Below are 21,813 nucleotides of genomic sequence, written 5' to 3'. Positions count from 1 at the left end.
TGGCACTTAAAGTCGCTTAGCTATCTCATTGCCAGTTTGGGCTGGATATGCGGTGAAACCCCTTCTTGATTGGCTTTATCAATGAAATAGGAACCAATGAGAATTTTACGACGTGTATCACGCTTTCGCTCCCGGGCTTTTTCAAGTGATTCCAGTTTTTGAATTTGCGCTCTGAGTTGTTCTTGTTTTTTCTTTAAGGCATCCAGCCGCGATTGTTTTTCGCTCATTTTATTATCGGTTCATAGTCGTCCTAGTACTCAGATTTTACGATGTTTCATATAAATATCAAGAGGATAATAAATAATAAAAATTAACATTGGAGCGAAGCGACCCGAATGCCGCACTGGCGACAGAAGTGCGCGCTTATACGTTGCGTTGCAACGTGCGCTTTGGTATTCTGAAATTCATCAAGGGAGCAAAACAAGAATTAAAATCACCAAAATGGTATAGGGACATGGCCATCTATCGTTTCAGCGCGCAAATCATTTCACGTTCTCAAGGGCGCAGTATTATTGCGGCCTCAGCCTATCGTTCTGGCGAAGAACTTGTTGATGAACGCACCGGCGTAATTCATGATTTCACCGATAAAAGCGAAGTGGTTCATAAAGAGATTTTCTTACCTCCCAACGCGCCAGAATGGATGAGCAACCGTTCCGATTTATGGAATGCAGTGGAGCGTTCTGAAAAACGTAAAGATGCCCAACTTGCCCGTGAAGTACAGCTCGCCCTTCCTCGTGAATTGAGCATAGAACAAAACATCGAATTGGTGCGTGAGTTTGTCAGAAATGAATTTGTAGCACGTGGCATGGTTGCCGATGTATGTCTGCATAATCCCAAAGATGATGATGGGCTCTATCAACCGCATGCCCATGTCCTTTTAAGTTTAAGGCAAGCTCAAGAAGAAGGATTTGGTCTTAAAGAAAGAAGTTGGAACGATAATGCCTTATTAGAACATTGGCGTGAAGAATGGGCAAATTGTGAAAATCGTCATTTGGCCTTGCATGGAATTGACCAAAAGGTAGACCATCGCAGCTATAAAGAACAAGGCATTGCCTTAGAACCCCAATATAAAATTGGACCCAAGGACGCCCAAGAGCGCATGGCGCGGCTTGCCGACCACCAACGCATTGCCCGTGAAAATGGGCAATTAATTTTTGAGCAGCCTGAAATCGCTTTGGATGCAATTACTCGATGCCAATCGACATTTACCCATCAAGATTTGGCTCGTTTCATTAACCGGCATACGGAAAATGCAGCGCAATTTAATTTGGTGTTTGAGCGGGTTAAATTATCATCTGAGTTGGTTTATTTAGGGCTGGATAAAGACGGAAAACAACGATTTTCAACGCAGAATATGTTGCACATAGAATCCTCAATGATGCACCAATCCGATATGCTTCATCATCGTTTAGGTCATGAGGTATGCGAAAAGACGGTTTTGCTTGCGCAATCGAGTCGTACGCTCTCAGAAGAGCAAGAGTCAGCGCTTTGTTATTTAACACAATCAGGTGATTTAAAATCCCTTTTAGGCTACGCCGGAACAGGAAAAAGTTATCTCTTGGGCGCTGCGCGAGAAATCTGGGAGCAATCAGGATATCGAGTACATGGAGCTGCTCTATCCGGTATTGCAGCACTTAATTTAAGGGACAGCTCAGGTATTGAATCACGTACCATTGCTAGCCTCTTCTATCGCCTGGATAAGGGCATGTTTCATTTCACGTCACGCGATATTTTAGTGGTGGATGAAGCGGGAATGCTTGGCTCGCGTACCATGGAGCGTTTGACACGTGAAGTAGCACAAGCAGGTGCAAAACTGGTATTGGTGGGCGACTGGCAGCAACTGCAGGCCATTGAAGCCGGCGCATCGTTTCGAGCGATTGCAGAAAATTACCAGTACGTTGAACTCAATCAAATCCGAAGACAAACAACCCCTTGGCAAGTGGATGCTTCCTTGGATTTAGCCCAAGGCGCAGTAGATAAAGCCCTTCTAGCTTATGATGCCCATGACCATGTTCATCGATTCATAAGTACGCATGATGCCAAACACGCTCTGATTGAGCAATGGAACGATGTGCGCATTGCAAGCCCCTCAGATTCTCAAATCATTCTTGCCTACACCCGCAAGGATGTGAAAGAACTCAATGAAATGGCGCGTGTGATGAAACGAAAAGACGGACAACTTGGTGAGGATGTTGTTTTCAATATGGAGCGTGGGGAGCGCGCCTTTGCAGTGAATGACCGCGTGTACTTCTTAAAACGAGAAGACAGTCTTTCAGTGATTAATGGCACCTTAGGTACCATTCAAGGCATCAATGCCAAATCAGGTATCATCACCGTCGCTCTTGACGGTGATGACTTAAAAACAAAGCCGCAAATCGTTCAGGTAAACACCAATTACTACAAACACATGGAACATGGCTATGCGGCTACTGTGTATAAAGCACAAGGAGTGACCGTTGACCGAGCGTATGTCTTACCTACAGCGCATTATGATGCCCATTCAACCTACGTGGCGATGACGCGCCATCGCAACAGCTGTGATGTCTTTGTAAGCAGAGAAATTTTTGCCTATGATAAAGCACTCATTCAAGCACTTAGTAGAAATCGCGCGAAAGACATCACCTTAGATTACACCCAAATGCAGGGAGAATTTGCACGCCAGCGCGGGCTTATTCTGGATAAGTCCCCTACCCTTTCTATTTCATCAAAAGAACACTTTAAAACATCAGAACGTTCTCTTGAATCCTTGCTGAATCAGGTGATGGGCAGAGACTTGCAAAAAGAGCAACAAAAGCTTGATGCGTTTGAGCAGCTGTGCTTGAAAGAAAACCCCAACCAAGTCCTGCACATTGCCGATAGCTTATTATCCATTGCTGAGCGTCAAGCTAAATCCTTAGCGCGTTCTTTTGAGCCTTACAGTAAGGCTTTGGCACAAAATCGACTCTCTTCTGAGCAAAAGGATGAATTAGTCCGTTTGATGGGGCAATTACCGGGTGATTCTCAGTTAATGAATGCATTTAAAAAGGATTATCCTGAGTTTGCAAAGCAAGCTGAGCACTTCATAAAAATGAATGAACAACACGTGCAACGAACAAGAGCCATTGATAAAGAATTAGACATATAAAGGGTGAACCATGTTGGATAGGGAAGAGGACGAGGTAGCATTAATCAATCAGTCGACTAATGAACATCTAAAAGGTGCTGATAGGGAATTTTTTGATGCAGTGCAAACCCTTAAATCGGTAGCTCTTTTGTTAAAAGGGTTATATGGACAAATGAATGAAGAACGTGAAGTCATTACATTGGCTTCTGGCCAAATGGCACATTCTGTGAAGCAATTTGAACAGCACCTGATTCAATTCGAATCTTTTGAAAAAGCATGCAAACAAAGTGTGATTGAGCGTATTAAAACCGAGTTAAAACAAAATATCCGCGAGAGCGCTCAAACAATAGCCCAAGAAGTGACTCATCTTGCTTATGAATCCATTAATCACAGTATTAATTCGTTGTGTCAGTTGAGTAAAGAACTAACGGAGCACCGAGCACGAAAAAAAAGCTCAAAACGATGGAGTACGGCCTTATTCCTATCTGCGGCATTATTAGGAGGTGTTGTAAGCGGTTTTACTCTCCATTATTTAACAGCGCCATCCAAAGAGATTAAAGTGAAGTTAGCCGCAGGAGAAGCTTTAATGCGCTCATGGAACAAATTAACTAAAGCCGAGCAAGAAAAGATATTCCCATCCAAAAGCTGAATAAGGATTCTGATTTTTCCGCGTATCCAAGCGAAACTGGTAATGAATCAATTGTGTCAGCGGAAACTTGCTGGGATGCAAAATCTACAAAGGCTCAAGATTAAGTTCCTCGATGCATTGATGTTCTGCATTTATTTTGTTCTTGTTTGGTTGCTTGCTCCCCACATGACCATCGGTACCCGATTCCCAATCCTCATCAATTGATGTTAATTGAGAGAAATTAAAGGTTGTGGGCATATTGCGCTCAATAAAACCATTAGTTTTTATTGTCCGAAAGCCTAAATCAAGTGTTAACTGGGTAATGGGATAGTGTCCTGGCAAACGGACAAAGCAGTGCAAATCTTTAAGCTCCATAATTTGCGGATAGGAAACTATTGGGCGTGTAACTCGTTGTGCGCCTAATGAAATCCCATCTCTAATACTGTTGGCGCCATAGGAATAATTTTCCCGTGATTCTTCGATTTCTTCTTCACCAAGTTCCGAGGCCACAAGACGCGCCATATCGCTACTCGGACTACGAAAGAAAAAGCGGGTATTTAATAAATCAAAAATTTCTCTGCCTCCTGCCTGACCATAGACTTTGGTAAGCTGTGAAAAGCTTTGCATTCCAAGAAGAAAGCAACCGCCAAACTTGCGTACCTCGGCAATGGTTTCACCAAGCAGAGGTAATTTATGAAGGCTTGGCAATTCATCACAGATAAACCAGATACGCCTGTTTCTATCAGGAGTAAGACTTAAAAGAGCTAGCGAGGCTTGCGCTAACCACATAGAAATTAAAGGTTTGAGTGACTTATGCGTTTCACCATTGGATGAAATAAAAAGCCAGCCTTTTTGTTGCTCATCAAGAATGTAGTCCCGAATAGAGAAAGGGGGTTTCCCCTCCTGATTCAGTTCAGCTAATGCAGAAAAGGATTTCAAATAGGTTGTAAGTGTTGCGCGAATAGAAATTGCAGTTTTCTCAATTTTACTACTGACAAGGGTTGCTGCGGGAGTTCCTTGTAAATACTCTTCCAAATCAGAAAATTCATCGGTTAAAATCAATTTTAATAGTTTTTCAACTGAGCGATCAGAATGATGTCGCATCACGGATCCTAAGCATGAAAAAACAGTTCGTGAGGCATTAACCCAAAAGGGATCAGATTCTCCGTGCATGGGAATTGAGCTTTCGGCCATATTTTCAAAATCCGAGTCACGAGGTGCCTCTAACCACATATCCCAATTGGCACAACGTTTGTCAAATGGATTTAAAATCACATCTGACTCGTCTTGGTAATAATGAGCAATAAATGAACAACCTTTATCGTAGACGATCACCCGATCGCCTCTTTTACGAAGACAATCCATTATTTTCATAATGAGCTGGCTTTTTCCGGTGCCTACAGTTCCATGTACCAGTACATGCTGAACCTCACTGTTTTTGATGAGGGGAAATGTATCAATCGTAATATCAGAATGAGCTTTATCGCGCAGGATTTTCTTTTTTACTACATTTGAATGTTTGAATTGGCTTCCACGCACAAATTGGCTATCGCTCTGTGCTTTTCCCCGTTTGATAAAATAATAGGCCAAACATAATCCAAGAATAAAAGACAGGCAGAATGCCCATAAAGCAGACTTGCCAAGACTATGAATCACATGGTTTGCATTATCCTGGTAGTAAGCATAGTTCAGAATGGAATCAACTGTTTGCTTGTACGTTTTACCATGAAATGACAGTTCAAAAGTGTGCTTTTGGCCTACAATCTCTAAAAATTGGGCGTAATAAAAAATGACTGCATGCGTTATTTTTTCTAAAGAAATAAAAAACCAGACAAAAACCAATGTGAAAACAATCCAAAAAATAAGACAAATCATGCTCAATGTTTTGGTGATTTGATCCCACATGCGAAGATTATGGAAACTGATTTGCCCGCCACGAGTATAGTGTTTGAAATTAGGCTCGTTGTTCATCAAACACTCTCTTTTTCTTTATGAAAGAAATTAGAAATAGCTTTTGAGAGAACTCTCACTCCGATTCGGCTTGCCTCCATATTAATAACGATACTGGTTGCAATGGCTGCTAGGATCAAGCAGGGAATACTTGAGAAAAATACGACATCCTGTTCAAAGAGCGGAATAAAAAGAAAAGCGAACATTCCAAAGATAAAAAAGAATCCTGTAAGAGCCCATTGCGTTTTTTGAATAAGGTATGCGCCTGTTCGAAGCTTTGGACTGATTTGGAGTTTGAAAATGATGTAGTTTTTAATAAATCCCAGACCAAACAGCGATATCAGCAATGATGAAAAAAACACGCCAAACACCATTTTTGCTCTTAGCAAGGCATGCTCATCAAGGCGTGCCTCTTCATATTTGAGCTGACGTTCTTTCTTGCGTTTAAGAAAACCTTCTTGCCATTTGCGCTCCTTTTCCTTTTGGATCATTTTAAGCTCTTCCTGACTGGCATCAGGAAACTGCTCTCCCAAATCATAAAGACTGGATGGACTATGTAGCGTGGACTCTTCCCTATTAGCACGTTCCATATTGGATTTTTCCCATCGTTCAGTATGGGGTGCATAATCCCAGGCATTGATTCGAACAGCAAAAAAACAGGCCGCAGATTGAATCGCCAGAAGCAACACAAATAAATGGAACCATATTGCAAACAAGCGCTTATAATACGCTCCTGCGGAAATAATGCCTAAATCCAGATGTTTTAGCGTCTCTAAATCCATTGCCAGTGCTTTTTTTAAATCAGTTATCATGTCCTTTTTCTCCTTCAAATAGCTCGCTTAGAGTCTTTTTCCCTTTATCCACGGCATGCCCTGGGATAACCCCTGTTGCGGCATCATACTTCCAATCCGGTTCTTTTTCTTTGTATTCGTTCACTCGATCAGCTTTGGTTTTTAAAATATGCTCGGGATTGCTTGGCGTTACATTGGTTTTATGGTCGTTATGAATCTTTTTTACTTGTGTATCCACCTGATTCACCAGATGATTTTTCTTGTCATTAGCAATCCCAACATCTAGTGTTTTGGCGCTATCGGTTAACGTATCATGATTTTTTTGATAATTTTTGCCAATATTATTGCTCTTCTGGTTTAAAGATTGGCTTTCACTCTGATAGAAGGCATCCATTGAAGAAGAGGATTCTTTCGGGCTGTATTCTGCGATTAATTGTTCGCGCTTGGCATGAACAAAGGCACCAGCCAATCCCTCTAACTCTTGTATTGAACTCATATCTCCAGGACGTGCAAACAATTCATCGCGATGAGAACTACCCACCTTCGATACAACAAAAGATGGAAACGCTTGATTGAGATCGGCTGTAATTTGCTCCGATTTTGATTCTACATAGTGTTTGGCCTCTGCAATTCGCATAGCGCGAGTATGCGATACATCATAGTTATGGCTTCTATTTTCAGCCTCTCTGATATCAACTCCCATTTGATTAGATAGCGATGCTGCCTCGGAATGACTATCATCAAAATGATGGGTTCTAGCAAATTGGGCCACATATTGGCTTGCTTTATTAAAATCCTCCGCTTCTTGGGCAGAAACCACCTTGTCATAACCCTCATGCGCACGATACGCATTAGTTGATGCTCGTTCGTATTTAATATGAGCATCCCATCCGCCTTTAATACCAAAGATTTTTCCGGCAATACTTTTTTGAAGATCAACCCCACCTGAAATCCCATGCCCGCCACTGGTCATCGCCGCAAAGGCATCTTCTTTGCTTATGCCGTTACGATGGGCAACATCCTCGGCAATCCGTGACATTTGAGAGAGCGCACTGGAATAGTGAGCTGAATCGGAAGAACTGATTCCATTGCCAAGACGCATATCGTGTCCTGATAATTGAGACAGTGCTAGTGCCCGATGGGCAAAATTACTTAAGGCGGATTGATACGCTTTACTTTCATTAGCAGCTGCTTGATTTGATTGCTCATACGCCTGATTCAATGAGCCTGTTAATGCCTTGGCATCGGCAATATGAATATGACTTTTAGTCATACCAGGACTAACATCAAAAATAGCATCCCCCCTGCCGGTCAATGTTTTTAAGACGCCACTTTCCAATTGCTCCGTGTGCATCCCGTACATATGCGTCCAATTGGAATCGTGTTTGTTTGCCGAGAAATTATTGGCCGTGGTGTTATAAAAACTGGTTTGACCAAGCCCAAAAGATGCTGCTGCCGCCTCCCCTGCCACAGCCATTGTAGAACCTTGTACATGTCCTGTCATACTTGTTGCAAGATTGTTGAATGCCGATCCCACATTGGAAACAAAGCCATAAGCCAAAAATGGGATAAAAATCATAATATAACCGGCAGCACTGGATATATCATTGTGAAGCTCATCAATTTTATCCAAATTAACCATGGTGAACTGACCGTATTCACCAGAAGAGCTACTCCCATAAAGGGTCATTCCTGCATTTAAGATGGCAAACAACACTGGCCATAACTGCAAGGATAAGAAGAATTGTTTGTAAAAAAGAATAATTTTTCCCAGAGCCGGTATTGTGGCTAATAGAATCACTAGAGGAAATACACCAAACAACAACACCGTTAACCAGGTATGTAATAAAGGCAAGAACCATAACGCTTTGATTCCTCCGATTTCCCAAGACCAGCGATGTTGAACCTGTGATTTGGTAAATTGTTGGTTTACAACTCCTGCTGTGGCATCAGTAAAAGCTTGATAATTTGACACACCATCTTTTATGGCATTCATCATCATGCTTTGCAAAAATATATTGCTTGAAGTATCCGTTAGTCCCTGATAGTAAGAAAATGCGGATTTCAAATGAGTTTCAAACAGTTTCTCATAGGTTGTTTGTTTTGGTTTTCCGAACAAATTAATGCCGAAAAACGAATACGCCCTTTTTATTTCGGCATCCAATTTTTTACGAAGACTGTATTGACCATCTGTTTTAGCAGCTTCAAGACAGGGTACCAACTTACCATTAACCATCGTCATCCTCAGCGGCGATGGATGAGTTGATATTAAATCCCAAAGGTTGGTTGAATTGGCCAGATCGCCTACACTGTATTTGCGATTTAAGCGAATATCACCGACCACACAGGAGCGAAAATATTGATTCATTTCCTCTTTAAGCTCTGGATTTATAATTCTAAAGCTGGTTGAAGCCTGTATTAGGCGTGCTCCAAATAAAGAGCCAGTTTGAGTGTAGAGTAGATCCTCTGGTATTGGTCCATTGCCTAAAGGAAGCGTTGCAAACAACGCATCAAAACTTTGTGCCAATCCAAATCCAACAGTCGTTATAAGGCTTGTGCTCAATGCAAAGACCACAGGGATATTAGCAACAATCTTCGATTTTTGTGTGGAAATGTCATAAATTTCTACAGTTGTTTTAGGCAAAATAACCAAATTAATCATGAATACATAACCTAAAAACCAACGGGCAAACGCCATCGGATCACGGGTTTTTACATAACCTACGGCTGTCATAACAATGCCAATCAATGTAGTGATACGCAAAAGGCCAGCAAAGCCATCTTGCTTCATAAAAGCCGCAATCGCATTTAACACCAGTTGAAATAATTCGCCAGCTGCAAGAACATTGATTGTGATCACGTGGTTATCTCCTCTAACTGACTGTGCTGTTCATGGTTGAAGCGACTTGCTTTTCAATGCGAGCCATATGCTCTATAAGGGATAGTTTTTCTTTTAATTTGCGACCTACTTTAGGATCAAGCGCTGTCACCTTAGAGGTTGCTGTATGAATTCGCTTTTGAATGTCGTTAACCAAGTCAGAATTGAGTTCAGAACCGGCTGTCGCATTACTTACCTCAGCAAGCAATTCCGTTAGATAATGGGTTAATAAATCATGGGCTATCAAGGTTGCATACTCTTCAATATCCACCGCTGCACTTGAATATTGGGTACTGTTTAATACGCTTAAAAATTTCATAACCGGTAGAGAAGTCATACTTAAAAAATTGATCTCCCTTGAAGTGGGCTTCTCATCCTTAGCTAGTTTCGTATTAATCGTACGAATAATCTCACGCACCTTAGAGGTGAGCGTTGAGTTTTCGGCAATGGTGATATCTTGCAGGCTGACCTGCATGCATTGATTGCCCGCTGTCACATCCTTGCAACGCCAAATTTTCGCAGTACGAACACCATTTCCAGTACCAACTAGTGCATTAATTAAATCAGCATTGGAAGCCAAGGATGGCACATTAGTTACTTTTCCTTCTTTGTCGATAATCAACGTTCCCGTTAAACTCATCACCATCTCAGCCAGTTCTCGATCACTATTTAAGAATGATTTGGATTGCAACAGGGACCATACGAGATTTTTATTTAAAACCACCTGCTTTTTACGCGTCTCATCTTGGGACGCTTTATTCATCACATTATCAAAACCATTACCAGAGCAAGCCATACGTGCTTTGACGTAATCACTGAATAATCCTTCTTTCCCCATGGCAGCCTGGTCTTTACAGATTTTTTGCTGGCTTTCTGCCGTTTTTGGCCAAATGCCGCCAACCATGTTTTGCGAAAGCTGACAGGAATTGATACTGGCCTGATTTGCCATTTGTTCCAGTTGCTGTAAATAATCCCTTACCTGTTTGAGTTCAGGAACCGTAGAAGCAAGCATCACATCCACTGCATAGACACCGGCATTGGTCATCACTGATTTTCCCAAATCAACAAGCTTTTGTTCGCTTAGAAAACTCATACTGCCTGTGAATAAATCAATGCCCCCACATCCGGCACGATAACTGGGTAAATCCAGCTGCACCAACTGGTACTGACGCACCTGATTGCGGGCATAGAGTGAACCGCCACCAAAAAATCCCGCGGCTTGGGATTCAAAGGCCGCAGGCGAGGTCACATTAGACGCATAGCCCATCCCATTAAAAAAATTATCCAGATCGGTACTGACATTAGCCTCAACTGTGGAGAAAAAACCGAATAAACAAAGAGTAAGAAAGACTTTTTTCATTACAACCTCCCCTTGTTTTCATATGCTTTGATTTTTGTAATGAGTACATCCATGCGGTCATTCAGTTCAGTTTCCGTCATTGAACCAAAACCAACTGGATACAATGTTTTTGTTTCGGGGCTTACTACAAAAATGGCTGGGTAATTAATCGCATTACCACCAAAGGCAGAATTAATCCATTCGGTAGTCGCCGGTAAAAATTTGGGAAATTCAGGTAACGGTTGATTATCCAACGACAAAGGGAACACTTCTGCTTTGTTGCGAGTTGCCCAGTGTTGTAATATCGGTGCAAACCGCTTGCAATGTGGGCATTGGCTGCCATAAAACAAAATTAATCCATGAGTTCTAAAAAATCCCTGATCCTTTTTATTACTACCCTTCGCAACTTCCTGTTCAGAAGACTGTTCATGCTCAGCAATCATGTTGGTTAGCCATTGAGGCCCTTCGGCATGAGCACCCAAAACAATAAAGGCTAAAGCTAATCCTAAAAATATGCGTGTACTCATCATTCCCCTCCTTTAAATTGGGTGGCTACTTGCTTGATGCGCTCCATCAAGACATCCTGAGTGATTAGACCATAAGCTATAGGGGAAACATGTTGACTTTGAGGATTAGCCAAAAGTAATGCTGGAAAATAACGAACACCAAGTCGGTTAGCTTGCCCTTGATCCATTCGAGAATTCATGAGCTCAGGAGAGACTACCCCATCGATACTAACCGGCATTAAGGGCAAATTAAATCGCCGACAAAAATCAACAATAATAGGGATTTGTTTCAAGTCATAAGGACTTTTCCCACGATAGAAAAACAACAAACCATGCGTTTTGGACAATCGGTTTATAATTTCTACGGTTTGGGATTCGCGCACCTCATCGGTGATTTTTGCACCAAGATTGGAGGTTGGATGAGTCACCGCGTAATCATATTCAGGATGTGCCAACATCGTTTGTTGAAACAACGATTTAAATCGTGAGGATTCTTTAAGCCAATAATCTTGTAGGCTTAAAAATACGCGCATGTCCTCGACCTTTTTGGTGTACCGTGCCTTATGCAAAGCTTCCATAGTATAAAAACGAAGTACCGCATCGCGTTCAGTAAAACTAAGTTGGTTAAAGGAAGTGCCTCGGGGGCTTGGTCGTTTTGTCTTTTTCTGTTCCTTTTCGATGCTGTACCAAAGAAAACCGACCGGTTTCTCGGCGAACACGGTCAGAGGATTAAGGAATACTATCAAAAGAAAAACGCCCCATTTAATCATGTGCACGCCCCATCTGTTTTAAGCGCTCGATATGGGACTGATTGACTGCAGAGACTTGCCCATCATCTGGCAGTACTTTACGATTCATGAGCTCTTGGGTAATGGGGGATAAATCAAGAGCAGAGAAATTAATACGTTCCAGTTCTTCTGGGGTAATACCACGGCAATTGGCTTTGTTGTCTTCATCTTTTGCCCAACCAAAGTGAATGCCTAACTGATAAAAACGTCCTTGAATTTGCAGAATAGAAGCCAATTTTGTGGGGAAAACACACCACGACTCCTTTTCTTCCAAACAAAGCCCTAGCTTTTTTAAAGCACAAAAAGTTCCGACTTTATATGCCCTTTCCTCTTCCTTTGCTTTGGCAAGCCGCTTCTCATCCTCACTGCAATGAGTCATTTGGTGGCTGCCATGACAACAATTACGTGTATTGGCAACCACTTTGCGACAGGTTGAATTGGTTCCGGTAAAAATGGCAGGCACACCACTGCGAACTTGCTTGGTTGCAACATCGGATGCCACACCAGCCAAAGCCCCTAGGCGTGATAATCCCTCCGCCGCATCATCACTTTCTTCCTCAAATGACACGTCACACGATCCATCGCTGCAGGGTATTTTGTCAGGACAAATGGTTTTTTCTGGAAAACACACCTGATTCATACAGGAAAATGTTTGTAAGAAACGGGTACACAATCCATTGGATGCATTAAGACACTGCGAACCCACTTGCGAACATCCGCCTTGCAGTAAAGACATGCAATAACTGTTTTCTAAATAAGAGCATTGATAGTTCGAAGCATGACCCCAGCAAGGCCTGGTAATGGCAATGCCGTCAATAATTTTTGTGGCATTAGGTTCTAAACATGAATTGGTGTTCGTTAAAATACAGGAATCCGAAGGTTTTTTTTCACAGGCTTGAGTAACCCAAGACTCTTCACTTACCTGTTGTGTTAACGTCATCTTAAGAGGTACCGCTGCCTTAATTATTTTTCCTAAAGATACCGTCACTGTGGGGTCTTTGCAGGTAGGATTTTTTATGAGTTGCAGCACTTTATTGTGATACATCACTACAAGGTTTAATGCTTCACAAGAAGGCTTTATTTCGGCAAGATTTGCTTGGCTGCATCCTTTATTATGTTTGCCACATTGGGTTAAATTAAAGGTTGCACTTCCACGAGGAAACGTGACTTCGCGAGTAAAATTTTGTGTGAGTGGCCTTAAAGTCACCTTAAGTGTTTCCCCACAGGCGATATTTTTGTAGCCCACGGTTTCTTCGCAAGTTTTGGTCTCATGCGTTGATTCACAGAATCCTGGTTCTTTATAGCAGACGCCATTTACCGCATCTTCTGGATGTTCAAGCAATTGTTCTGCGTAACGCATCTCAGGGCTATTCGGATTGTAGCGTCCCTTCGTGCGGGTTCCTGCATGTTGATACACCTCTAAAGCATCCGGATTGTTGGCCAGTGCGTTTAAGCCTGAAGAGGACAAAGTATCCGATCCTTCTTGTGGGAGAAGACCTGTCTCTTTTGGATTTTGCGTATACCCCTTCAATACGTTGGCAGGATTAAATCCATTTAAAGCCTGCAACGCTTGCTCACGTGCTTTTATTGCATCGGCTGGAGTTTGAGCGAATCCCGCGGTAATGAATAGAGATGAAAACAAAATGAGAATGAATTTACTCACTGCTTATCCTCCGAGCATCATGCAGGGTAAAGTGGGTTTCCCCATGTCCTGCAATCCACGATAATCCTTCTTGGAGCGTTAAATGGCCGTAAATCACATCAAACTTCTTCTCCTCTGCCACGACCAAAGCGGGTACTTGCTGAATGCCAAACCGTTCAAATAAGGTGGGGTCAATGGCCAAATTTAAGTCGGGGATTCGCTGGCTCAACTCCATAACCTTCAGTGCGGTATCCTTCATTGAATTGTGATGCAGTCCATTTAAATAGGCGGGGATGTGTAAACGGCTGCTTTCTTTGAGAGTCTCCTCCAATAGCCTACCCGGCATGGAAAAACTGACAAATACCGATACCGTTGCGGCAAAAAGTACTGTATTGGCAAGACATCCGAGTAATAAAAAAAATCCTTTTTTAACCATTTAAATCTCCGTTTAAAGAAAGGTGCAATTCCTCTTTCGCCATACTAAAAACCCATATTGGTCGGGCGTATGCGGTTTAATTTTTCCAAACTCCCAAGCCAAAGTGCTTAAACCCCCTGGGTAGCAATGTTTGCCATCAGCTACCTGATTCACTATCTCATAGCGGTAGCGCGATTTTGGGGTTGCTGAATAGTGATGTTCTTTGCAAATCGCACCCGATGCGGCACTCGAATCAGACAGTAACAATTCACGGTGCATTTTGTAGTTCATACGTTCAGTCAATAAAAGTGCCGTTTGCACCGGAGAAATAGGCGCATGTACATGCCCTGTCAGCGGATAATGAGTTCCTTGACTACCTGCACACCAAAAAAGACTGTCTATTGGCTTCTTGGTCAGCGTCGAGGAAAGCGCATCAGCGGCACAAGAACTTGCTGCCACAGGGTTGCCAAACAACACCGACTCAGGACTTAATACAAAGCTCATTTCAGAGTCTTGCCAGGTAGGGTCAAGTTCGGTGAGGTAAGCAATATCAAAATCCCCTCCTTGCATACAACCCATTGAAGTGATGAGATTAAGCCAGCTCATAAGCGGGTATTTATACCAATGGACGTGAAAAAACGCACGCTGTTGGCCATTACCAACCACATGACGCCCTCCCCTACTCTGTTTCAAACCCAAATTGAGTTTGATGCCTCCAAGATTCACCAGGCAATAAGGCGTGTCGGTAACATCGGTGAGCGCAACTGGCTCCCAAAAACCAATATTGAGTCCTACGCGTAAACCCATAGGGCTTGGGCATACACCGATAGGACTTGAGGCATTATCTGTATCGGGTAGGGATGAATTCACTACCTTGATGTTGCCAATCGACAAAGGAAATAAGCATCGCCAACACACATCACGAATGGGATTTACAAAATGTCCTGTGCATTGCTTGCTCCATCCCGGATAAGAAAAAACGAAGAGGATTGCGACAAAAAAGACTCTAAAGGACATCGCCATTCTCCTTGATTGCGTGCTCGACAATGACAAGACGATTGCCTTTGCGTGTAACGATTGCCGGAACGTGAGTGATACGAAGCTGCCTCGTAATTTTCCCAGCCTGGTCGAAATAAATGACTGAGTGCAGCTTTTTTTCGGCGGCATTGATGGCGCCACCCGTCAGAATCAATTTAGGATTCGGACAGCTTGTTTTTTGAAGCTGAGCCCAATTTATCTGCGCTTCATCATCCGCATTAAAGAATAACCAACAGGGTTGATAGGAAGGTAACTGCGACAGTGCATTCACATGGGTACCGCGTACATACAAAACACGACCTCGCTCATCGCGTATGTCTTGGCTTAAAGTGATTTCGGGCACGTAATGATGTGTTATTGAATGATTGGTGCGTGGAAGATTTAAGGCTGATGGCCTGTTTGCATGCTCGGCTGCCGTTTGAATCCAGCGCTGGTTCATCGCCTCAAGCGCTCCACTATCATTCAAAGCCGTCAATCGCTCTTCAATGATCTTTAAAAAGCTCTTTTCAGCCACAGGAAAAACCTCGCCAATCACTCCAAAGGATTTGGCATGAATCTGACCCATGGAAATCATAAGAAGAATCAAGCAACATAGGATGTTCACGATTTATTCCTCATGGCGTGACTTAACCTAATCCGCACCTCATCGGTGATATCAATACCTCCAGCAAAAACATCATTCTTTCTTAAAATGATGACCTTTTTTTGCTGTGCAAGCTCGACCAATACCTTATTAAGTAACGCATTAAATCTTCTTGTGGATTGCTCCACCTGAGATTCAGTCGCCTTTATTTCTGCCAATTGACGAATGAATTGGCTCAGAACTTCCTCTTTATTAAAAATGACAATCGGTTCTTTAGGCTTAACACCATAAGAAAGGATAAAAAAACCAAAGATTGCTAATACAAAACTCGCAGTAATAGGGATTAATCGCATAATTCCTCCCCATAGTATTTTTGCGCCACGCGCTGGATTGCATCGGTTAGCGTGACACCTTGGTTTGTTAATGATTCAATGTCACTCACTTCTTCGCCTGAGGTAGAAAAAAGCACTCTGGAAAACGGATCGCAAAAATAACGATGAAAGGTAGTGACATTTCCAAACTGAATCATCAGATTGGAAAATCCTTGCGTTTTCGCCTCCCCAAAGGATTCAATAACACGTGCTTCAAGCGGGCTAAAATGTTTTGGATGCTCATCCATGTATTGCTTTAACGAACCCTGCCGCATCATGATTTTAGTATCACTACTTGCCGCAATCGCACGCCCCTGAAGGGTATTCATGGTATCTAAAAGATTCTGAGTAATAACCGCAAAACCACCCCTATGTTTTCTTGCGGTACGAAAGCCCTGCTCAATAAAGCTTGCGCACACAGGATTCGAACCACGCGCCAAAAACCGCCACGCTTCATCAATGATGCAGCGTTTTTCCCGTTTTCTATCTGAGTGATAAAATTGTCCCTGAATAATCACAATCATCACAAACATCACGATGGTCAGAAGTTCTGGATTGGATTCCAGCTCACCCATTTCCAGAACCACGAAATCGGAACTGTTCAAAAGAGGGGTATCACTGTTAAATAGATGGCCGTAAATTCCTTGACTCCCATATTTGCCAAGCAAAACAGTCAAATCCTTAAGCCGTTGGTCACCTTGAAATTGAGGCCTTTCTGACATCCTTTGAAGCGCGCTCAACACATCGTCCATTTTGGCGCGCCGGCCATGCACTTTCCAACATTCGGTCACGGCATCCAACAGCCACGCCTTTTGTACTTCTCCTAAAGCCTCATGAGGGCTTGCCATAATCGCCAACAAATTCCTAATTTGAATGGAATCATTGAGTGCCTGCCCATTAATCTCCGTCACCCCATCAAAATCAAATAGCGTAAATGGATTAAGCGCCAGTGTGGATGCATCAATATAGCTGCCACCCACCATCTTACATAGATGCTTATAGGAACCGCCTAAATCAATAACGAAAATCTGCTGTCCCCGTGATAAACCGTCTAAAATTTGCGCCTGTTCAAAGAAGGATTTACCAGCACCCGTAGAAGCCACTGTGAGACGATTGAAATTGGTAATCGGCAATGCCCTGTCATCAAAGGTATTTAAATAAAACAGTTGATGCCGGTACGTAGGTACAATGAGTCCCTGCCCTGCGCCTTTAAAATCCGCAACGACGGGCAGAAGATTAGCGACATTGAAATGGCTTAGTTTTTTAGTCATGCCCAAAAGCTCAAGACTTGAAAAAAGTCCCTCAGTGAGTATAAAAGGAAGACTACCTAAGAAACGTAACCACTGTTTGCAACGACTTTGAGTGAGAGTAAATCCTAAATGCCTGAAACTCGCAATCGCTTTGGCAACATGTTCTCGTTCTTTGCTTTCAGTGGTATACAGCACGACATTATAAAAAGTGGGCAAGAGATACAATTCGCCCTTAGATGCATGGTCGTGAACGAAATGCCACTCGGCTGTTTCCTCACGAATGGAGGGATTAATAAAGGATTGAACCGCATTATTATTGGAGCTTAAAGATTTTGCACGAGCTTTTGCTTTTGCCTTCATCTTTTCCTGATTCACGCCTCGAATAGTAAAAGAAATCAAAAAGGGACATTGAATGCCCTGCTCCGTATCCAGAAGATTGGCGAATAAATCCGGTGTTTGCCACAAAGCAAAAGGCTTGCTCGGATAACTACTGACCTCACAATTCACGACGCGTGTTCTCTGGGTTTCTCCTTTTAAATCAGCAATGGAGACCTCGATGGCCTCATCTTCTATTTCGATTACCGTGGAAGGAGTGGGTATCGACTCTGCAATCAATCCATTGGATTCATTAATTACTGGCCAAGAGAGCGTGTTGAAATCAGGCGAAATTAATGCACGCATCAACACCTTAAAATCATCTGCATCAAGTCGCCTAAACCCAAATCCTGACACTTTAAGTTCTGATTCAAAATCGGCTTGCAACAGGTGAAGCTGTTCTTTGACATCGGATTGCATGGGCCTGCAAATAAAAAGATAACAACAATAATCACTCAAACCCGCTGGCACATTACGGCCATTTTTATATCCTTTTTTAATGGCATTAAGATGATACTTAAGGCTAAGTCGTGCAAGATCAGCATAAATCCCGCCTTGTTTTAAAATGGGCTCGTAGTTTTGCGAAAGCCGTCCCTCAAGCCATGGATGTTTATACATCAATACGGTGCAATCCGTATCAACCGTCAGCTTATTCTTAAAAAGTTGCGCCAGACTGTTCATTAATGACTCATCGGCACCAGACATCGGCGAAAGCTGTAAACCAAAGCCCATCGAATTGCGATTAACAAAAAAACCGGCTTCATTCACCGTTTCATAGGGTAGAAGTCCTTTGATTGAGGGTAAGTCCATAGTTACTGACTCATGCGCTTGACCCTGGGCACTAAGAGAAACGGGTTTAATTCCAGAGGTTTCTCCCAGCATCTGGCTGGTTCGATGCAATAAATGACGCGCTTTATCACGCCAAACAGTGAAGTCTAAACCCATGATTGCTCCTTAAGGCGTGTTGCAACCCACAACGATTGACTGTTATTTTGTTGGATGATTTTCCCTTGGTGGTTTGGGATAGTGTGTTCTGCTTTCATCATGCCGCGTCTTACAGAATTGGGTTTTGCATCATCGGCGAAACGGGTCATGGCATCGACCTGCTCGATTGTTAAACAACTATCCCCCGCTGTAGCATTACAACTGAAATTGGAGTTCATCGTACTGCATCCTGTAAGCAATGCGCTCAGTATTGAAATGAAACAAAGTAAACCAGACCTCATCGTAAACCTCCTGTTTCATTTCGATTTAAGGTATTTAGGCGCTCAATACGCCCCAAGACTTCGGGAGGAACTGTAAAGTTCATCTCAGAAGTTGGATTTTCGTCTTGAGATGCAATCAATCCTTGTGTTTCGTGTTGGGCTTTTACTTGATTCATTGCGTGCTGACTCTTATCTTCATCGGGCTCTAAGTAAAATCCGTCTTTAAAGACCACGGTGACTACATTGCCCGAGCCTACTTGAATGACAGGATGGTATTGCTCTGCGCGTTTGACATAGTATGCCGACAAGGTATCTGCTGCTTTGGAGGCACCTCCATAGGCTGCAAAGGGCGCGATTTGACTGCTGGGTACAACTGATGTTGCGCCATACGGTCCAATGGCTTGGACGCTTTGGGCGTATTGTGCAGCAGAGGCAACTCCAGATAAGGCACCACTTACACCCGCCCAAGTCATGACCTTGTTATCTCGCATCAAAGGCTTGCCTTTAATTCCAACCTTGCCATTGAAAAACACCCACCCAGTAACCTCCTTATCAATAATGGGCTGGCCAGGATGAGCACACGACAGACGATACAATGTGGCAAACGCACGCTCACTGGAAATATCTCCGTAGGAATTGGCGCTGACGCGACACCCTCTTAAGCGTGAACGCTGGCCATTAGGCAATGTGCCATCTTCCAAAAATTTAAAGAGCATCACGCCATTGTTTTTCGACTGGCCATTCACTGATGCATCGGCATCCGCACCGCCTAAAATCACTGCGCGTACTGAGGTATTGGATGGAACATAATGAGCAGGGTTGAGATAAAAATTAGGGTGTGGTTTTTTCATGCGTCGTTTAGGTCGAAATGAGACTGTGTGAATGCGAGGGGCTGCATCCGATAAAGTAGTGCCACTATTCATCATCGTGTTCATGGCATAGGTATTGGGGTTATGCCACAGTTGTGGGTTTTGTACTTCGTTTAATTCAGAAGGATTGTTTTGGTGTTCCAAATGACTTTGTTTTTCCTGATTGGCTAAAACTAGCTCGTGTACTTGTGCTGTGAGTTCTTCTTTTTGTGCTTGCAATTCTTTTTGATGTGCTTCCCCCATCGTTTTAATGTTTTGTGTTAATTCGCTTATTTGTTTTTTTAATGATTCCAGTTCTGTTTGTTGGGTGGTCAACGCTTGGTCTGCAACCGCATCGGTAAATGATTCCTCTACGATTCCTGTTAAATCGACTGAATTTTTTGTAGTGGTCGTTTTTTTAGGATGACCCTCTGCCAACAAGACAATCATCGTGGCGATGATGAAGAAAACGATGCATCCTACACCAACTAGAGTTCGAACCTGACGCCCTTTTATCTTTTTATTGAATTGCCAGTTAGCCATGACGTACTCCCTGAACCCGATACAACATGGCTTTTTCACCAGGCGCAATAGATGGCTTTGAGAACTTAATCGCTAATGTTCCAACTTTCGCAAACCATTCTTGAGACAACTCCAAAGGCTCCTTGCCCCTGTTATATAACTCGATGGTTTCACCCTTCAAAAGCTTACCATCCCAGGACTCTTTAGGTAGGAGGGTTAATCCTTTTGACCAGCGCTGTGCTTTTCCAAATTGACGTTTTATACGCACATCAGCAAAAGGTTTATGTTGCTCCATGTGGGTGAGTAGAGCAAGAATTGCTTCGGGTACGGCCTCCTGAGTTATCGTTTTCATATTGTCTTTTGTAGTGTTAGCTTGAGAGGCGACAACTTTGGGTTGTGGTGGTGAAACCAACTCAATTGTTTTGCCTAATGACTCTTCACCATTTAATGTGACTGAAAAATGCGTGCCTTTCTCAGTAGTTACAAACAAAGTAAATGGATTAGTCGCAGACAACATCACATAAACCGAACCATCTTGCTCGTCGCGTTTGATGGCCATGCTATTGGGTGGAAATACTGCTTCTATGATTTTATCGTTCTTCACTACAATGCGGTTGTAATTATTTTGAGAAAGCGTCAATGCGATGTCACTATTCTCTTTCACCGGGATACTATTAGCTCCCATAGTCATCGTAGATATTAATGCTAATGCGACACTTAATGGTTTACGCATGATTGAAATCCTTAAAAGGCGAAAACTTAATGATGGATAAGCGACTGTCTTTATATTGAAACTGCAAGAGGTAGGTTTTACGTTCATCGCTTAGCGATTGAAGCCCCACATAGCGTTTCAATACCCCAGAAACAACAGCGGTAAGTTGATTGGGGTTCGTTTTAATTTCGGTGATATCAAACGTAGAAGACATCTTTTTGGCTTTAATGACTTTCGCCTCATTCGTTAAAAGCCTAAGTATCTGGGTGTACTTTTGATGGTTCACAAAAGACAGTAAGCGCTTGTGGTTGGCATCAACCGTTTCAGGCGTCACATTTAAACGCTCATTAACGAAATTTTCTGCCATCAGACTTAGGTAATGGCCGTCGACACGGGTTGCTGATTTAAAATAACCCGGATTTCCAGAAAATGGCGTTACTTCGATGGTATGATGGTTCCAGGCCTTATTAAGAAAGCAGGACAACAAGACATTAGAAACTAAAAGACCAAACACCAGAACCACCATTAAGTTAAATCGTGCAGAGAGTTGGCTTAGGCGGCTTTGATAACTTTTAAAATCCATTTTTTTCTCCTTAAGCCACATACACACGTTGGTGGGATAAAGGGAGTTTGGGCAGAAAAAACTGGGTAACCATGCTTGGCAAAGACCAGTAAGCCAACACTAAGAGGGCTTTGGGACCCTCCCCTTTCTTCAAATACCGCAACCCACTTAACAAACTTAATCCAAATAGAGAAACCAATATTTTTTGATTCGAGATGATGAGCAACATAAAACCAATACCTGCCACCACCAGTTCGTCCATGGTTAACGTTAAGATTCTCTTAGGCGCATCAATATGGTTTAAGAA

General features: G+C 42.7%; 20 protein-coding genes. 2 read left to right on the top strand and 18 right to left on the bottom strand.

All coding sequences use genetic code 11. The annotated features are described in order from the left end of the window. Positions 1-20: 20 nt before the first annotated feature. Positions 21-227 carry a hypothetical protein gene (locus A8O27_RS17195; RefSeq protein WP_235810562.1) on the bottom strand — a complete coding sequence of 69 codons (207 nt, stop codon included), beginning with the start codon at positions 225-227 and terminating at the stop codon, positions 21-23. Between the two features lie 227 nt (positions 228-454). Here A8O27_RS17195 and traA point away from each other — a divergent pair, with 227 nt between their 5' ends. Beyond that, complete coding sequence (gene traA / locus A8O27_RS17190; protein WP_012187531.1) at positions 455-3,124, top strand: Ti-type conjugative transfer relaxase TraA; 2,670 nt, start codon at positions 455-457, stop codon at positions 3,122-3,124. Positions 3,125-3,134: 10 nt separating this feature from the next. After that, on the top strand, positions 3,135-3,752 hold the full coding sequence (locus A8O27_RS17185; protein ID WP_012187530.1) for a hypothetical protein: 618 nt from the start codon (positions 3,135-3,137) through the stop codon (positions 3,750-3,752). An 84-nt stretch (positions 3,753-3,836) separates the two neighbouring features. Here the strand turns inward: A8O27_RS17185 and traD are convergent, their stop codons facing one another. The 17 genes from traD to traL form a co-directional block, all read right to left on the bottom strand. Further along, positions 3,837-5,702 (bottom strand): type IV conjugative transfer system coupling protein TraD, encoded by a 1,866-nt coding sequence (traD, locus tag A8O27_RS17180; protein WP_012187529.1) that lies wholly within the window; start codon positions 5,700-5,702, stop codon positions 3,837-3,839. Next, positions 5,702-6,493 (bottom strand): hypothetical protein, encoded by a 792-nt coding sequence (locus A8O27_RS17175; RefSeq protein ID WP_058387442.1) that lies wholly within the window; start codon positions 6,491-6,493, stop codon positions 5,702-5,704. Before A8O27_RS17175 ends, traD begins: the two co-directional genes overlap by 1 nt. Next, positions 6,483-9,332, bottom strand: coding sequence for a conjugal transfer mating-pair stabilization protein TraG (traG, locus tag A8O27_RS17170; protein WP_012187527.1), 2,850 nt, complete (start codon positions 9,330-9,332; stop codon positions 6,483-6,485). The genes A8O27_RS17175 and traG overlap by 11 nt, the downstream gene beginning before the upstream one ends. Before the next feature lie 13 nt (positions 9,333-9,345). Beyond that, positions 9,346-10,710, bottom strand: a complete 1,365-nt coding sequence (locus A8O27_RS17165; RefSeq protein ID WP_012187526.1) for a conjugal transfer protein TraH — start codon at positions 10,708-10,710, stop codon at positions 9,346-9,348. Next, on the bottom strand, positions 10,710-11,219 hold the full coding sequence (gene trbB, locus A8O27_RS17160; protein WP_012187525.1) for a type-F conjugative transfer system pilin assembly thiol-disulfide isomerase TrbB: 510 nt from the start codon (positions 11,217-11,219) through the stop codon (positions 10,710-10,712). Before trbB ends, A8O27_RS17165 begins: the two co-directional genes overlap by 1 nt. After that, positions 11,216-11,965: a type-F conjugative transfer system pilin assembly protein TraF gene (gene traF, locus A8O27_RS17155; protein WP_012187524.1), complete on the bottom strand. Its 750-nt coding sequence runs from the start codon at positions 11,963-11,965 to the stop codon at positions 11,216-11,218. The genes trbB and traF overlap by 4 nt, the downstream gene beginning before the upstream one ends. Then, positions 11,958-13,646: a conjugal transfer protein TraN gene (traN, locus tag A8O27_RS17150; protein WP_012187523.1), complete on the bottom strand. Its 1,689-nt coding sequence runs from the start codon at positions 13,644-13,646 to the stop codon at positions 11,958-11,960. Before traN ends, traF begins: the two co-directional genes overlap by 8 nt. Next, a complete protein-coding gene (trbC, locus tag A8O27_RS17145) occupies positions 13,639-14,061 on the bottom strand; it encodes a type-F conjugative transfer system pilin assembly protein TrbC (RefSeq protein WP_012187522.1) in 423 nt (140 codons plus the stop codon). Before trbC ends, traN begins: the two co-directional genes overlap by 8 nt. A 12-nt stretch (positions 14,062-14,073) precedes the next feature. Beyond that, entirely contained in the window at positions 14,074-15,057 is a 984-nt protein-coding gene (traU, locus tag A8O27_RS17140) for a conjugal transfer pilus assembly protein TraU (RefSeq protein WP_058460577.1), read from the bottom strand. Continuing rightward, the gene (gene traW, locus A8O27_RS17135) at positions 15,047-15,682 is read right to left on the bottom strand and encodes a type-F conjugative transfer system protein TraW (protein WP_012187520.1); all 636 of its coding nucleotides are present in this window, start codon (positions 15,680-15,682) and stop codon (positions 15,047-15,049) included. Before traW ends, traU begins: the two co-directional genes overlap by 11 nt. Next, positions 15,679-16,014, bottom strand: coding sequence for a type-F conjugative transfer system protein TrbI (gene trbI, locus A8O27_RS17130; RefSeq protein ID WP_012187519.1), 336 nt, complete (start codon positions 16,012-16,014; stop codon positions 15,679-15,681). Before trbI ends, traW begins: the two co-directional genes overlap by 4 nt. After that, the gene (gene traC, locus A8O27_RS17125; RefSeq protein WP_012187518.1) at positions 16,005-18,602 is read right to left on the bottom strand and encodes a type IV secretion system protein TraC; all 2,598 of its coding nucleotides are present in this window, start codon (positions 18,600-18,602) and stop codon (positions 16,005-16,007) included. Before traC ends, trbI begins: the two co-directional genes overlap by 10 nt. Next, complete coding sequence (locus A8O27_RS17120) at positions 18,593-18,883, bottom strand: TraV family lipoprotein (protein WP_019350379.1); 291 nt, start codon at positions 18,881-18,883, stop codon at positions 18,593-18,595. The genes traC and A8O27_RS17120 overlap by 10 nt, the downstream gene beginning before the upstream one ends. Then, entirely contained in the window at positions 18,880-20,253 is a 1,374-nt protein-coding gene (locus A8O27_RS17115) for a TrbI/VirB10 family protein (RefSeq protein WP_012187517.1), read from the bottom strand. The genes A8O27_RS17120 and A8O27_RS17115 overlap by 4 nt, the downstream gene beginning before the upstream one ends. Further along, positions 20,246-20,965 carry a type-F conjugative transfer system secretin TraK gene (traK, locus tag A8O27_RS17110; protein ID WP_012187516.1) on the bottom strand — a complete coding sequence of 240 codons (720 nt, stop codon included), beginning with the start codon at positions 20,963-20,965 and terminating at the stop codon, positions 20,246-20,248. The genes A8O27_RS17115 and traK overlap by 8 nt, the downstream gene beginning before the upstream one ends. Beyond that, entirely contained in the window at positions 20,958-21,527 is a 570-nt protein-coding gene (gene traE / locus A8O27_RS17105; protein ID WP_012187515.1) for a type IV conjugative transfer system protein TraE, read from the bottom strand. Before traE ends, traK begins: the two co-directional genes overlap by 8 nt. Positions 21,528-21,537: 10 nt before the next feature. After that, positions 21,538-21,813 (bottom strand): type IV conjugative transfer system protein TraL (gene traL, locus A8O27_RS17100; protein ID WP_064115138.1); only part of this gene is annotated, 276 nt, incomplete at its 5' end.

Source organism: Legionella bozemanae, from assembly GCF_001648595.1.
GTDB classification, from domain to species: Bacteria; Pseudomonadota; Gammaproteobacteria; order Legionellales; family Legionellaceae; genus Legionella; species Legionella bozemanae.
Note: the sequence above shows the minus strand (reverse complement) of the source record. Positions and strands in the feature narration are given on the sequence as shown.